Source organism: Bacillus haimaensis (assembly GCF_048270625.1).
Taxonomy (GTDB): Bacteria; Bacillota; Bacilli; order Bacillales; family Bacillaceae_I; genus Sutcliffiella_A; species Sutcliffiella_A haimaensis.
Window position 1 is genome coordinate 4,157,568 of the sequence record NZ_CP158164.1, and the last position, 13,770, is coordinate 4,171,337.

Below are 13,770 nucleotides of genomic sequence, written 5' to 3' on the forward strand. Positions count from 1 at the left end.
GGAGACTTGAAGAAATTGGAGGAAGATACGATGAAAAAGATATATATCTTGCATGAAAACAAAGAATGGACCGACCATTTGACCAATAGATTAAAAGAATTGGACCTGCCATTTGAAGAGTGGCATCTCGACGAAGGGCTCGTGCCATTGGTTGATGCGCCACCTGAAGGGGTGTTTTATAACAGAATGAGTGCATCCTCCCACACAAGGGACCACCGCTTTGCACCGGAATTGACGGGGGCAGTGCTTTCGTGGCTAGAGCATCATGGCCGAAAAGTGTTGAACGGCAGCCGTGCGCTTCAGCTTGAATTGAGCAAGGTGAATCAGTATACGGCACTTGAGAAGCAGGGGATCCGCACGCCGAGGACGATTGCGGCAGTTGGAAAAACCAATATTATCGAGGCGGCAAAGAAACTGGGAACTGAGGCGTTCATCACGAAACACAACCGCGCCGGAAAAGGGCTGGGAGTCCAGCTTTTTCAATCCACGGCAAGCCTCGAGGAATATTTGTACGGTCCGACCTTCGAGGAACCGGTTGATGGGATCACGCTGATCCAGGAGTATATCGAGTCACCGGAATCCTATATTACGAGATGCGAGTTTGTAGGTGGTAAGTTCCTCTATTCGGTGAGGGTGGATACGTCTGAAGGCTTTGAACTTTGCCCGGCGGATGCCTGCCAGATAGGCGATCTGTTCTGTCCTGTCGGGGAAGAAGTGGAAGAGAAGCCAAAGTTTCGCATTGTCGAGGATTTTGCAGATCCAATCATTGAAAAATATGAGGCATTCCTTAAGGAGAACAACATCCAGGTTGCCGGAATCGAATTTATCCGAAACGCAAATGGTGAAATTTACACCTATGACGTCAACACGAATACGAACTACAATGCTGATGCCGAAAAAGTGGCAGGGAAATTCGGCATGCTCCAATTGGCAAAACTGCTTGGTGCGGAGCTGGAACGAGCATAAGAAAAAGGTGCCAGACGGGGTCTGGCACCTTTTTCATTATTCTTTTAGAAAAAGATATGGCCCATGATTGCAATGACAGGCAGCGTAATCAATGTACGCAGGATGAAGATGATGAACAGGTCCTTGAATGATACGGGTACCTTGGATCCCAGTAATACGCCACCGACCTCGGAAAGGTAGATGAGCTGTGTCACGGATACGGTTGCGACTACGAAGCGGGTCAGTTCGCTTTGGATATCCGCACCTAATACGGAAGGCAGGAACATATCGGCAAATCCGACCATCATGGTTTCCGATGCCGCCTTCGCTTCAGGAATCTGCAAGAGCTCCAACAGCGGAATGAACGGTACTCCCAACCAAGTGAACAACGGCGTATTCTCCGCTAGAATAAGGGCGATTGTACCGAACGCCATGACGATGGGCGCGACACCCATCCACATATCGAGGACATTTTTTCCGCCCTCGATGAAGAATTTGCTGATGCTTCTATTTTTCGCAGCACGTTCCACAGCCTGGGAGTAACCCCATTTTAATGGTGTGTAACCCTCTGGAATCAATTCTTTCTCTTCTTTTTCCTCACCGTTGTAATACGTATCCGGCTTCCAGGAAAGTGGAGGAATACGCGGCATGATGATGGCAGCAACCAGCCCAGATAGTGCAACCGTTGCGTAGAAAGGGACAAACATTTTCGCCAGGCCAACCTGGGAGATGACGATCAGACTGAATGTAATGGAAACAACGGAAAAGGTCGTTCCGATTACCGCTGCTTCGCGCTTAGTGTAATAGCCCTCTTCATATTGCTTACTCGTCAATAGCACCCCGATGGTCCCATCCCCAAGCCAGGAAGCCAATGTGTCGATGGAAGAGCGTCCCGGTAAAGTGAAAATTGGTCGCATGACTTTCGTTAACAAAGCTCCGAAGAACTCCAATAGTCCATAATTCAAAAGCAGAGGTAAAAATAATCCTGCAAATAGGAAAACAGTTAATAGAATAGGTAGCAGTTCAAATAATAATAGTCCTCCGGTCACGTCACTCCATACAGCCTCTGGTCCAAGCTTGAACTGGGTCATGATGGCAAAAACCATTCCGAAAATGCGTGTCACTGTCCAGAACAAGGAAACATTCAAGAGTGAGTTGAAGAAGCCAGGTTGATTCGTATAAGAAGGCTTCGCGAGCTTTGTAATGACAGTCGCAATGGCAGTGATGGTAATGATGGCTGTCATGATATATGGTATGGTGCCTCCAAGAAGATCCTGCAGCTGCCCCGAAAGAATCGCGATAGGTATCGTGATTTCACCTTTATATGAAATAGGGAACATGAATAACAGAATCCCGATTAAAGACGGAATAAGAAATTTTAAAATATCAATTGTTCGAAAAGATGGTGTAGTTTTCAATGTAGATTCTCCTTATGCGTAAATATGCAACGTTAGTTATTTTAATACATTTCTACTATTTTTCAAAGGTAGTTATTGGAAGAGGTGAAAGTTTTCCCTATTACTTTCCCTAAAACCAATGAAAACAAACCAAAAAAAGATACCGGACATGCCTTTAGTTGGCAAAATCCAGTATCTCCAGTTCTTTATGCTTTCTGAGATCGATAAAATGATCATCGATTTTAATGATTGGCAGATGGGGCTCATCCGTATGGATAAAAATGATTTCTCCAAGCTTACCGTTGTTTAATAGCACTTCATCGCGAATATGATTGGAGAAAATGTATCGGACGAAAGGATAAACGATAGCAGGATTGATGCGATTATAGCTTGCTTCTTGTATCAGGATCTTGCTTGTGACAAAAAGATTCTGTTTTGGCCGGTAGCTCCGTTCGGACGATAGAGCATCATACATGTCCGCCACGGAAAGTATCTGTACAAAATAAGGAATCCTTTCATGCTTTATCCCAGTTGGATAGCCGCTGCCATCAAGACGCTCATGATGAAGCAATGCCCCTTGTAAGATATGCGGGTCAATCGTTTTATTCTTCCGCAAAAGTTCGTAGCCGAGAGTCGTATGCCTTTGAATCTCGTTCCATTCACTTTCTGTCAGACGTCCGGGCTTTTGCAGAATGGTTTTGTCTATCAATAGCTTTCCTACATCATGAAACAGACCCATCTGACCTAGGAGCTTGATCTTCTCCTTGTCGAGGCCCATGATCTTTCCTATCAGGGAAGCATATATGCCCACATTCAGGCTGTGCGAATATGTATAGTTATCATAGCTTTTTACTTGTTCAATATATCGAATGAATACCGGATCCTCGACCAGCTTGTCCACCAAAGGGGCAAGCATCTGATGGATTTCTTCCAATGGCGGCAGATTCTCCCGCTCCATTTTCGAGAAAATAGTCTGAAACGCACAGACACTATTTTGATAAATACTTTTCACATGCTGGAAATAATCCTTGGAAAGGTGATGCGGCTGCTCCACCAACAGACGCTGGTCAAAATAGTAGTCATGATTCTGCAGACTTTCTACATGCTTTTTGGTCAAGATAGTGCCTTTTTTCAACAAAAGATTTCCTGAGACAGAAAAGATGTCATCTATTAGGATTTTACCGATATGTTTTGAGGAAATTCTCATAGCATTCTACCTCGCCTAAACCTTTTATAATACCCTTATCAATTCCGATTTTACCATTTACAGGCCAATAAATCTATATTTTTCAAAATAGTCAGCAAATTACTTTCGCAGTATAATATTTGAAATTCGTTGAAGGAATACTATAGGATAGGATTCAAGACATAAATAAGAAGGTGAACGGATTGGTAAAATGTATTGCAATCGATATGGATGGAACGTTATTAAATAATAATCATGTAGTAAGCGAAGAAAATGCAAAGGCCGTAAAGGTAGCACAAAGAAATGGCGTAGAAGTTGTCATTGCCACTGGGAGGTCCTATGCAGAAGCGAAGGACGTCCTGATAGAAGCGGACATACACAGTCCGATCATCTGTGTCAATGGAGCGGAAGTGCGTTCGATGGAGGGGGAGGTTGTAGCCATCAATCCCTTGATGAACAAACAAGTCCTGGAACTTGCTGAGATCCTCGATAAACATGAAGTGTATTTTGAGCTCTACACGCAAAGCGGAACTTACTCCAAGGACTATGACAAGGCGGTTGCCACCCTTTTGGACATTTTCATGTCAGTGAACGAGGAAAACGACTATGAGGAAGTGCTGAAGGCAGCAAAGGAAAGAATGGAAGACGGCCGAACGAAGCTCGTTGACAGCTTTGATCCAATTCTGAAAGACGAATCAACCATCATTTTCAAGCTGCTGGCCTTCTCTTTGGACAAGAAAAGACTAGAGGCGGCACGAAGCGAGCTCCTTGAAACAGGGCATGTGGCAATCAGCTCCTCCGGTAAGGACAACCTGGAGATCACAAGCATTGAAGCCCAAAAAGGTATAGCATTGTCGGTCTTCACTAGCGAGCGTGGCATTTCCATGGAAGACACAATGGCAATCGGCGACAACTACAATGACGTCTCCATGTTCGAAAGAGTAGGCCGTGCCGTAGCAATGGGCAATGCCCCAGAAGGCGTAAAAGCCAAAGCCCATATGGAAACCGACACCAACATCAACAGCGGCGTCGCCAAAGCCGTGCTTGAGGTATTGGGATAGGATAGGGAAATTGGAGCTACTTGGGAAATTATTTTTAGTGGGGCGGTGCTGAGTAGTGCCAGGCCCCTCTTTTTTTGTTTGGGGGAGAGAGAGGTTGGGTGGTGGATGGAGGGGCCAGGCACTGGTGTAGGTGTGGGATTTTATGGGGTCGCTCCTGTTGGTTGAAGTGCAAGGGGTGAGACTCCTGCGGGAGATGGCGGTAGACTTGAGACCCCGCAGGCGAAAGCCGAGGAGGCTCAAGCACCGCCCCGCGGAAAGCGAACCCCTGGAACGGAAACCAACAGGGTGTTTAATGTGGACACAAAAGTTACAAAAATCCGTTTCCAGTAAATTAACCATTGTTCCGCACCCCCCTCTTCCTCTATAATAAACTAGTTGTAAAAAACGATGTTTTCGCATACATTGTGGCTTTTAACGTATCTCATGAATACACGTAAATTCATTTGCTTTCGTGCTCTTTTCTCTGCTAACCAATTAATTTTCTTTGGAATAAGACAGGGATAATTGCTGAGAAAAATCCAAAAGCCGATTTTTCTCGGACAAAAGCAATAAATTTTATGAAAAGAGCCTAAAAGAACGGAAAAAGGGGGCCTCCAGATGAAGTTTCGTGCTTCTGCTGTGCAATATCACTTGCATACAATCAATAGCTTTGAAGAATTTGCAAATCAAGTTATCCATTATGTAAAAACAGCCGCTGAATTTGATGCGGATTTCGTATTGTTTCCTGAATTTTTGACTACCCAATTACTCTCATTTCCAGTTGACGGAAGGGAGCAGACGATAAAAGATCTACCGTCCTATACGGATTTGTATTACCAGCTTTTTAGCGGTATTGCCAAGCAGACGGGCATGCACATCATCGGGGGAACCCATGTTATTGAAAAAGAGGGCAAGCTCTATAACGCTGCACACCTCTTTTATCCCGATGGAACGATTGCCATTCAGACCAAACTTCACCTGACACCTACGGAGGTACAGGAATGGGGCATTACACCTGGGGAAGGCTTGCAGGTATTTGAGACGGAAAAGGGCACCATTGCGATGTTGACCTGCTATGATATCGAGTTTCCGGAGGTTGTGCGCCTCGTGAAAGCGATGGGGGCGGATGTGGTATTCTGTCCATCCTGCACTGACGACCGCCACGGCTTCCACCGAGTGCGCTATTCCTGTCATGCCCGCACGATCGAGAATCAGGTATATGTGGTGACAACCGGCACGATAGGTTCCTTGCCGACCGTCGACTTTATGCGCGGCAACTTTGGCCAGGCAGCGATCATTTCACCTAATGATGTTCCATTTCCGCCAAGAGGCATCGTGGTGGAAGGCGAATTGAATCAGGATATGATTGTAACGGGCGATCTTGATATTTCCCTTTTGGAAAAAGTGAGACAGAGTGGATCTGTTACAACTTGGCGGGATCGCCGCTCCGATCTGTACCCGGACTGGGAGCAACTTGCAAAGGGATCTGTTAGTAATTAGAGTAAATCGTTTGACAAACAGGGTGTTGTCATTTATTTTATAAAAATAACAAGATGGATTGTGACTGGTAAAGCAGGCAAGACCTAATACGACCCGGATAAACCCCGGGCGTGTTGGGTCTTTTTTATTTTCCTGACAATTCAGACCTTAAGGAGGAAAAAGACATGTCATTTTTGAAAAAGCTTTTCGGAAAAAACGAAGTAAAAACGACAGAGGTGTTGGTTGCGCCGATTACAGGAAAGGTAGTTCCGCTTGAAGAAGTGCCAGATCCTGTGTTTGCCCAAAAAATGATGGGTGACGGCATTGCAATCGAACCAACGGAAGGAACAGTCGTTTCCCCGGTAAATGGTGAGATCGTACAATTCTTCCCGACCAAGCATGCAATCGGGATCAAGTCGGAAACGGGCGTGGAGATCCTTATCCATGTTGGACTAGAAACGGTAGGCATGAAGGGTGAAGGCTTCGAAGGATTAGTAAATGTGGGCGATAAAGTAACAGTTGGTACGCCTCTACTGACTTTCGATATCGAGCTGATCGAGGAAAAAGCGAAAAGCATCGTGACACCCGTTATTTTGACAAATGGTGACATCCTGGAAAAGGTCCAGAAGCATGATGTGCTAGATGCATTCAAGGGTGCAACGGCGCTTGTGGAGTGGAAGGTTAAGGGCTGAGTTTGTTGATGGGGAAACGCTACGGGATATTAATAAAGAGATGGAATTTGAGCATACTACCAAAAGAGAAGCTAGATAGCTTCTCTTTTTTATATAGGGTACATGATGGGCTTTTGGCGAAATTTGTCGAATATTTAATGACTGGAAAACAACCAGCAACCCCAAGAGGAGTGAAGTCAGATGCAAGTTGTCTTCTATCTCATATTGACATGGATTTTTGCAGCATTCTTCCTGTTTCAGAGAAAATCACTATCACTTGTAGAAAATTTGTTTTTATTTTTCTTCTTCCTTTTTATTAATAAAAACGTCATTACGATGCTCAGCTTGAATTTAAGCATGATCGAGTACTCTAAAGAGCCCCATCTGTTCATTTGCTTCTGGTTTCAACGAACACTCGTTTATCCTCTTTTGTTACTGATTTTTGTCAATCGAGTGTTTGAGAAGTCACCTATGTATAAGGTGAGTGGTGTACTTTTATTTATCGGAATCGGGATATTGTTGGAGTTAATTTCAATTAAATTAAAGGTAATTTCGTATACCAATTGGAACTTTGGATGGACATTTCTTATTTCCATCGTCTATTTGTGCACAACGCTTGGAATCGCGAAGGTGTTTCGATATTTCATACTTAGAGAAGGTGAGTTGAAGGGATGAAAATGAAATGTTGGACGCTTGCCTCAACTGTTAACTATGATCATGCGTTTAATTCAAATGAGTGGTTCATACTTATTAGTATTGCTATTGGTTATTCGCTACTTTTCATACTTCCAAAGCGGTTCCCAACAACTTACACTTTCCTTTTTTTATTTATTGGCATGAATAGCGGAATGGTATTCGATCATACGATAAGCATCCCCCCATTTGATTTTTACGATGTAAACGACAGTTCCAAGTTTGAATTATTCGACTTTTTTTCCTACATCATGTATGGCCCTTACGGATATTTTTTCTTTTACATTTACGATTATTTGAAGCTCAGGCGCTATCGAACCATGGTTTATATTATCATTTGGTCGATTACAGCGATGATTGTAGAAAGGGTAGCTTCCAATCTGGGAGTATTCCATTATAAGGCTGGCTATAAGTTTATCTACTCTTTTCCATTTTACTTTTATGTTCAAAGTGTCACGTTAGTGCTGTTCACTTTTATCATGAAAAAAGCTCCTCCTAACAAGTAGGAGAAGCTTGAATGTGTTCTTATAGCAGTAAAAATGCCAGGGAGATGATAACTCCGCTTATGAATAGGACAATGACACAGAACCCCATGATATCCTTCGCCTTTAAGCCGGCGATTGCCAAGGCAGGCAATGCCCAGAAAGGCTGGATCATGTTCGTCCATGCATCCCCCCAAGCAACTGCCATTGCCGTTTTGGCAACAGATACGTCAAGGGACTGCGCTGCTTCCAGCATGATTGGGGCCTGAACCGACCACTGCCCTCCGCCTGAAGGAACGAAGACGTTCACAATACCTGCACTAATAAAAGCAAAGAAATGGAAGGTATGCTCATTGGAAATGGAGACGAATGCCTCTGACATGACTCCTGCTAAACCGGAAGCTACCATCATCCCCATGATTCCTGCGTAGAAAGGGAATTGAATAATGATGCCGCTTGCCCCTTTAACCGCATTCATCACCGCTTCCAGGAAATGCTTAGGACGCCAGTGGAACAGAATCCCCAGGAACAGGAATAGGAAATTGACGATATCCAAGTTCAATTTGAAACCATTATCTGCAAAATAAAGGAATAGGAAAAATAGTCCCATCACTGAAACGAGCAGGGAGAGGATCCAACTATTCTCCAAACGATCCGCTGGAGTGAGCGCGCCTTTTTCAATGGTTGCCGCCTGCAGGCTTGAAGAGTCATTCAACATTGCAGGATCCACTGTGATGGTTTCGTCCTTGGAAGGCATCATTAAGCGATTCAACAATGGTAATGTAATAAATAGCGCCGCTATGATAGCCAGGTTGAATGGAGCAAAGATGGTTTGATCCGTGCTGATGACACCGATCAAGTCCTGTGAAAAGTGGCCCTCTGTCGCAATGGTAAGCGGGATGGATCCTGAAAATCCGCCATGCCAGACAATGAAACCGCTGTAAGCGCTTGCAATCAATAGCCTGTAGTCCACGTTTTCCACGCGTTTTGCCAGTTCTTTTGCAAACAGAGCTCCGATAACGAGTCCAAAGCCCCAGTTGATCCAGCTCGCCACGATGGAAACGATGGTTACGATAATAATGGCTGCACCTGGCGACTTCGCAGTGGACGCAAGGCTGCCAAGCATTCTTTTAAAAATGGGGCTGCTGGCCAGTACATGACCGGTTACGAGAACAAGCACCATCTGCATCGAGAAGGCGAGAAGGGCCCAGAAGCCTCCACCCCAATGCTTTGCCATATCTACAGGACCGCTATCGGTGAAAAGAAGACCCAATCCGAATACTACAAACGTTAAAATGATAACAAATAAGAATGGATCAGGTAGATAGCGCTGCATTAATCTGTTAAAAAACGAAATGACTCCTTTCAAACAAACTCCCCCTTTGGTAAAAAAATTTTGTATTATGTATCCCATCCCTCTTTTACAATTCTCTATTCGTAACAATTTTCCTCCTTTTTTAGGAAGGCAAAAAAGAAGCACCCTCCGATTTGGAAGGTGCATTCTGTTATTTTTCCATTCTGTTCCTGCGTGCCATCCCCCTTTCCTTTCGCAGGGATTTAAACAGGGAGTAGCACATGGCAATCAGAATAACCGTAAATGGCAGCGCCGACACAAGAGAGGCGGTTTGCAGTCCTTCAAGCCCACTTGCCAATAGGAGGACGGCAGCGATTGATGCCATCAAGGTTCCCCAAATGACGCGTAATAATAATGGAGGATTCAAGCTGCCCCCTGAGGTCATCGTTCCCAGAATATACGTTGCGGAATCCGCTGATGTAATCAGGAAAGTGAAAATCAGCAGGATGGATATCACAGATAGGATAAATGTAAATGGCAGTTCTGCAAAGGTTGCAAACAAGGCGCTGGTTACATCTTTATCCACGGCCTGCGCAATTTGGGTCCCGCCGAACAGATCGAAATGAAGGGCGGTTCCTCCAAATACAGCGATCCATAATAGGGCAATCACCGGTGGAATGACGAGGACACCAAAAACAAACTCCCGAATCGTTCTGCCTCTGGAAACTCTGGCAATGAACGCGCCGACAAATGGTGACCACGCAATGGCCCAAGCCCAGTAGAAAATCGTCCAATCCCTGACCCAAGTCCCTCCTTTATAAGGCGTCAACCGGAGGCTCGTTGTGAAAAATGTCGAGATATAGTCCCCGATCCCAAGTGTAAAGGTGTTAAGAATGAATACAGTGGGCCCAGCAAAGAAGACAAAGACCATCAACAGCAATGCCAATGTCAGATTCAAGTTGCTCAAATACTTGATTCCGCGTTCGATCCCTGTTGTAGTGGAGGCCAAGTAAAGAATCAATAGTACAAAAATAATGATCAATTGAACGGTGGCATTATTCGGAATGCCGAACACGACATTTAATCCGCCGTTGATCTGCAGAATTCCGAGCCCAAGGGAAGTCGCAACACCCATCACGGTTGCAATTACTGCCAGGATATCAATGGGCTTTCTTATGTAACTTCTATTTTTTGTACCAATAATCGGATTTAACGTGGTCGAAATGAGTCCATCTTCCTTTTTGCGGAATTGAAAATACCCGATCGCAAGGCCGACTATCGTGAATACGGACCACTGACTTAATCCCCAGTGGAAAAAAGAATACTGCATCGAAGCACGGGCAGCCTCCTCGCCTAAGGCGTCAATCGTCCCGCGTGGCGGCGTGAAAAAGTGGCTCATCGGTTCTGCGATTCCCCAGAACACAAGACCTATTCCAAAACCGGCGCTGAACAGCATGCCAATCCAGGTGAAAAAGGAAAACTCCGGACGATCCTCATCCCTGCCCAACCTGATTTTTCCGTATTTTGATAGCGCGAGCACAATACAGAATAACACAAAAAATAAAACCGAAAGCAAATAGAACCAGCCGAATGCATAGGTGGTGAAGTTGAAAATCTCGCTTGCTACCGCTGCAAATGCCTTAGGCGCTATAGCACCAATTACTACCAGCAAGGATATTGCAATTGCTGAAAACCAAAAAACTACATCAAGCTTTTTAATAGAAATCTCCCCCAATATGTATGTTAAGAAAAGTGCATCAGTCTACTATTCCCTATCTCCGACTGATTTACTCGTGATTCTCTGAAAAAAGAGCTCCTTCTGGAAATTCCCCTCAGGAACTGATTTAATGGATAGTAAGATTGCCAACAAGAGGAGGAACGGGGATGAACCCTACGATTGAAACCATTTTACAGCACCGCTCGATTCGGAAATTTGAGGACAGGCCATTATCGGATGAACAGATAAGAACCATCGTGGAATGTGCACAGGCGGCTTCCACCTCCAGTTTTATTCAGGCATACTCGATCATTGGAGTGAAGGATAAGGAGAAGAAAAAGAAGCTGGCTGAGCTTGCCGGGAATCAGTCCTATGTGGAGCATAGCGGGCACTTTTTCGTCTTTTGTGCCGATCTGCACCGCCATGAACAGATAGGGGAAATGGAAGGAACGGATGTGTCCGGCTCTCTTGAAAGCATGGAGAAATTCATGGTAGCCGTCATCGATGCATCGCTCGCTGCACAAAATGCCTCACTTGCAGCGGAATCCATGGGTCTTGGCATCTGCTATATCGGCGGTATCCGTAATAATATGGAACAGGTGACAGAGCTGCTTGGAATCCCGAGTCATGCTATGCCCCTCTTCGGTCTCGCAGTGGGCTACCCGGCCCAGCAGACCGATGTGAAGCCCCGACTCCCTTTTGAACATGTCTATCAGGAGGACACCTACAATACGGATGAGACAAGCTACAAGGAGCAGCTCGAAGACTACAATAAAACAACTTCCGCCTACTATCATGCCCGAACTGGCGGCAAACGCGCTGACACCTGGTCGAGCCAAATGGCCAATATGCTGCGTGAACCAAAACGTACAGGAATGAAGGAATTTGTGGAAAAGCAAGGATTGGCCAAAAAGTAGTTAATAAAAGTAGTAAATAGGGGCCTGACCCCTACAAATTTCGACAAAAAAACGCATCGTACGGGAAAAACCGTAGGGTGCGTTTTTTTGTTAGGGTTTGATTTTAATGATCCGTCTAAAGACGGGAGTGAGCAGGTAGCCGAGGAAAAATCCCAGGGTGTTAAGCAGGAGGTCATCGATGTCTAGGCTACCACGGTTGGTCAGGTGCTGTGTGAGTTCAATAAGGGAAATGGCGATAATCGGCGCTATGAGCAATGTTATCCAGTTCCGCTTTTTCCATTTCAGCGCAACCCCAAATGGCACGAAAAGTACAATATTTGCCGCCAAGTTATAGAAGGCGACAAGAGGATCGGCATCTCCGGAAAGAAAAAGGGAAATGGTCGAGAAAGGGACAAGATTGACATTATGGGCCGCGCCATAATCCTGCTCGTTAGGCCGAAAGAAAAGCAGAACTAAAAGTGATAGGGAGTAGATGCCCAAACCGGTACTTAGCGTCTTCCCGGAAATTGTTACAGTCTCTTTCCTGAAGAAAAGAGCTGTATAAAAGACCACCACATACACGCAGAAGAATACGACAGGTATGACCAAAGGATGAAGGTAGGTGGCAAGGGGCTGATAGATAGGAATCATAAGTACAAGAATCAGGGCCGAAAAGATAATTGGAATGGTGTGCTTTTTCATGGAGATCTCCTTTGGATTATGTTCGTTCGTTTCAACTGTACCGAGTCTTTACCGGCAACGTGATTTGTTAGAATGATTGTCGATTTTGTTAGAATTCGAGACGGATTTGTTAGAATGGCAGGAGAAAGTGTTAGAATGCTACGTAGATTTGTTAGAATCGGTAGCAGATCCAGCATATTTTTTATGCTTAATGAGTAAACATTCGAAAACTCCCCCAAGCTAGTGCAAAAAACTAAAAAAAGGTGATTTTTAACTGTGAAAATAGCATTATTCGCGGTTTTTGCAAGCCTACCAGAAGACCATACCCCAAAAAACAGGCAGCCAAGCTTCCAGCCCGGCTGCCATTACCTGTTATTAAACTCACTCACTCTCAAGCAAGTTTTTCAACTTTTTCAAATGATCCCCGTCTTCCTTCTTCAGGATTCTGCGGATAATCGGCTTGGTGAGCTTCATCACAAGACCGGAAGTATGGATATCCCCTTTGAAATCCACCCTCGTCCCACCGCCATCAGCAGGTACGAAATCGTAGTAGTACACAACCTTCAACCCGTTGGCTTCGCTTTTTACAGTATAGCTTTTGTTGGGAGTGTAATCCATAAATTCAATAACGGAAGAAGCTTTACGTCCCCTGATTTCACGGGTTTCCTTAAAGCGTGAACCAGCCTGCAACGGACCATCTGTCAGCTTTTCAATTTCCACGACATTTTCCATGATCTTTGGGGAATTCTCCATATTGGAAGCATACGAAAAAACTTCCTCCACAGACTTGTTGATTATGACGGAATCCTGAATATCTGCCATTTTACATCCTCCTTTATAGTAGGTTTCTTCTAAAACAATCTATTATTATCAATGAGAATTTTTCAAACAATCCACATCTAATATACCAGATATGTCCAGGCAGGGATAGAATCTGAAGGCCCGAAGTTTAAAAAGTTTTGCAAACGGAAATATACTCTGTAAGCAACAAACATCTAACAAACACTAGAGGAGGAAATGACATGTTAGGACTATTAATTACTATTATAATTGCAATCATTATTGGAATGATCGGAAGCGCAATCGCCCCAGGCGGTATGCCAGGAGGAATTCTGGGTGCCATGATCGCAGGACTTGTCGGGGCATGGATCGGTCACGCACTATTGGGTAAATGGGGTCCAGTGATTGCGGATATGGCAATCGTACCTGCCATTATCGGAGCAGCTATCTTTGTATTCTTACTGAGCCTTATCTCAAGAGGTATGAGAAGTGCAACATAATGAATCAGA

At 44.7% G+C, this 13,770-nt stretch carries 14 protein-coding genes; 8 read left to right on the plus strand and 6 right to left on the minus strand.

Going from position 1 to position 13,770, the window contains the following annotated elements; translation table 11 throughout:
* The first annotated feature begins 30 nt into the window (after nt 1-30).
* Nucleotides 31-966 (plus strand): ATP-grasp domain-containing protein, encoded by a 936-nt coding sequence (locus ABN702_RS21120; RefSeq protein ID WP_417898561.1) that lies wholly within the window; start codon nt 31-33, stop codon nt 964-966.
* Nucleotides 967-1,010: 44 nt separating this feature from the next.
* Here ABN702_RS21120 and ABN702_RS21125 read toward each other — a convergent pair whose 3' ends face one another.
* Nucleotides 1,011-2,285, minus strand: a complete 1,275-nt coding sequence (locus ABN702_RS21125) for a YjiH family protein (protein ID WP_417900990.1) — start codon at nt 2,283-2,285, stop codon at nt 1,011-1,013.
* 232 nt (nt 2,286-2,517) lie between these two features.
* Nucleotides 2,518-3,549, minus strand: a complete 1,032-nt coding sequence (locus ABN702_RS21130) for an HD-GYP domain-containing protein (RefSeq protein WP_417898562.1) — start codon at nt 3,547-3,549, stop codon at nt 2,518-2,520.
* A gap of 182 nt (nt 3,550-3,731) precedes the next feature.
* On the opposite strand from ABN702_RS21130, the gene ABN702_RS21135 reads away from it, so the two are divergent.
* The 5 genes from ABN702_RS21135 (at nt 3,732) to ABN702_RS21155 (ending at nt 7,917) form a co-directional block, all read left to right on the plus strand.
* Entirely contained in the window at nt 3,732-4,589 is an 858-nt protein-coding gene (locus ABN702_RS21135; protein WP_417898563.1) for a Cof-type HAD-IIB family hydrolase, read from the plus strand.
* A gap of 597 nt (nt 4,590-5,186) precedes the next feature.
* Nucleotides 5,187-6,068, plus strand: coding sequence for a carbon-nitrogen hydrolase family protein (locus ABN702_RS21140; protein WP_417898564.1), 882 nt, complete (start codon nt 5,187-5,189; stop codon nt 6,066-6,068).
* Between the two features lie 164 nt (nt 6,069-6,232).
* Nucleotides 6,233-6,739: a PTS sugar transporter subunit IIA gene (locus tag ABN702_RS21145; protein ID WP_417898565.1), complete on the plus strand. Its 507-nt coding sequence runs from the start codon at nt 6,233-6,235 to the stop codon at nt 6,737-6,739.
* 180 nt (nt 6,740-6,919) lie between these two features.
* Nucleotides 6,920-7,393, plus strand: coding sequence for a hypothetical protein (locus ABN702_RS21150; protein WP_417898566.1), 474 nt, complete (start codon nt 6,920-6,922; stop codon nt 7,391-7,393).
* Nucleotides 7,390-7,917, plus strand: a complete 528-nt coding sequence (locus ABN702_RS21155) for a hypothetical protein (protein WP_417898567.1) — start codon at nt 7,390-7,392, stop codon at nt 7,915-7,917. The genes ABN702_RS21150 and ABN702_RS21155 overlap by 4 nt, the downstream gene beginning before the upstream one ends.
* 19 nt (nt 7,918-7,936) lie before the next feature.
* On the opposite strand, the gene ABN702_RS21160 is transcribed toward ABN702_RS21155, so the two are convergent.
* Together ABN702_RS21160 and ABN702_RS21165 are read right to left on the minus strand one after the other, a co-directional pair.
* Nucleotides 7,937-9,262 (minus strand): short-chain fatty acid transporter, encoded by a 1,326-nt coding sequence (locus ABN702_RS21160; RefSeq protein ID WP_417898568.1) that lies wholly within the window; start codon nt 9,260-9,262, stop codon nt 7,937-7,939.
* 136 nt (nt 9,263-9,398) lie between these two features.
* On the minus strand, nt 9,399-10,922 hold the full coding sequence (locus ABN702_RS21165) for a glycine betaine uptake BCCT transporter (protein ID WP_417898569.1): 1,524 nt from the start codon (nt 10,920-10,922) through the stop codon (nt 9,399-9,401).
* A 149-nt stretch (nt 10,923-11,071) separates the two neighbouring features.
* Between ABN702_RS21165 and nfsA the strand changes: the two genes are divergently transcribed.
* Nucleotides 11,072-11,821 carry an oxygen-insensitive NADPH nitroreductase gene (gene nfsA / locus ABN702_RS21170; RefSeq protein WP_417898570.1) on the plus strand — a complete coding sequence of 250 codons (750 nt, stop codon included), beginning with the start codon at nt 11,072-11,074 and terminating at the stop codon, nt 11,819-11,821.
* Nucleotides 11,822-11,911: 90 nt separating this feature from the next.
* Here the strand turns inward: nfsA and ABN702_RS21175 are convergent, their stop codons facing one another.
* Together ABN702_RS21175 and ABN702_RS21180 are read right to left on the minus strand one after the other, a co-directional pair.
* Nucleotides 11,912-12,502: a VanZ family protein gene (locus ABN702_RS21175; RefSeq protein ID WP_417898571.1), complete on the minus strand. Its 591-nt coding sequence runs from the start codon at nt 12,500-12,502 to the stop codon at nt 11,912-11,914.
* A gap of 360 nt (nt 12,503-12,862) precedes the next feature.
* The gene (locus tag ABN702_RS21180) at nt 12,863-13,303 is read right to left on the minus strand and encodes an SRPBCC family protein (protein WP_417898572.1); all 441 of its coding nucleotides are present in this window, start codon (nt 13,301-13,303) and stop codon (nt 12,863-12,865) included.
* A gap of 200 nt (nt 13,304-13,503) precedes the next feature.
* Between ABN702_RS21180 and ABN702_RS21185 the strand changes: the two genes are divergently transcribed.
* Nucleotides 13,504-13,761, plus strand: coding sequence for a GlsB/YeaQ/YmgE family stress response membrane protein (locus ABN702_RS21185; RefSeq protein ID WP_386641999.1), 258 nt, complete (start codon nt 13,504-13,506; stop codon nt 13,759-13,761).
* Nucleotides 13,762-13,770 lie beyond the last annotated feature (9 nt).

What these genes read in the sequence shown, in the direction of transcription:
- ABN702_RS21120 (WP_417898561.1), top strand. Translation starts at nt 31, where the DNA reads ATGAAAAAGATATATATCTTGCATGAAAACAAAGAATGGACCGACCAT.
- ABN702_RS21125 (WP_417900990.1), bottom strand. Translation starts at nt 2,285, where the DNA reads ATGTTCCCTATTTCATATAAAGGTGAAATCACGATACCTATCGCGATT.
- ABN702_RS21130 (WP_417898562.1), bottom strand. Translation starts at nt 3,549, where the DNA reads ATGAGAATTTCCTCAAAACATATCGGTAAAATCCTAATAGATGACATC.
- ABN702_RS21140 (WP_417898564.1), top strand. Translation starts at nt 5,187, where the DNA reads ATGAAGTTTCGTGCTTCTGCTGTGCAATATCACTTGCATACAATCAAT.
- ABN702_RS21145 (WP_417898565.1), top strand. Translation starts at nt 6,233, where the DNA reads ATGTCATTTTTGAAAAAGCTTTTCGGAAAAAACGAAGTAAAAACGACA.
- ABN702_RS21150 (WP_417898566.1), top strand. Translation starts at nt 6,920, where the DNA reads ATGCAAGTTGTCTTCTATCTCATATTGACATGGATTTTTGCAGCATTC.
- ABN702_RS21155 (WP_417898567.1), top strand. Translation starts at nt 7,390, where the DNA reads ATGAAAATGAAATGTTGGACGCTTGCCTCAACTGTTAACTATGATCAT.
- nfsA (WP_417898570.1), top strand. Translation starts at nt 11,072, where the DNA reads ATGAACCCTACGATTGAAACCATTTTACAGCACCGCTCGATTCGGAAA.
- ABN702_RS21175 (WP_417898571.1), bottom strand. Translation starts at nt 12,502, where the DNA reads ATGAAAAAGCACACCATTCCAATTATCTTTTCGGCCCTGATTCTTGTA.
- ABN702_RS21180 (WP_417898572.1), bottom strand. Translation starts at nt 13,303, where the DNA reads ATGGCAGATATTCAGGATTCCGTCATAATCAACAAGTCTGTGGAGGAA.
- ABN702_RS21185 (WP_386641999.1), top strand. Translation starts at nt 13,504, where the DNA reads ATGTTAGGACTATTAATTACTATTATAATTGCAATCATTATTGGAATG.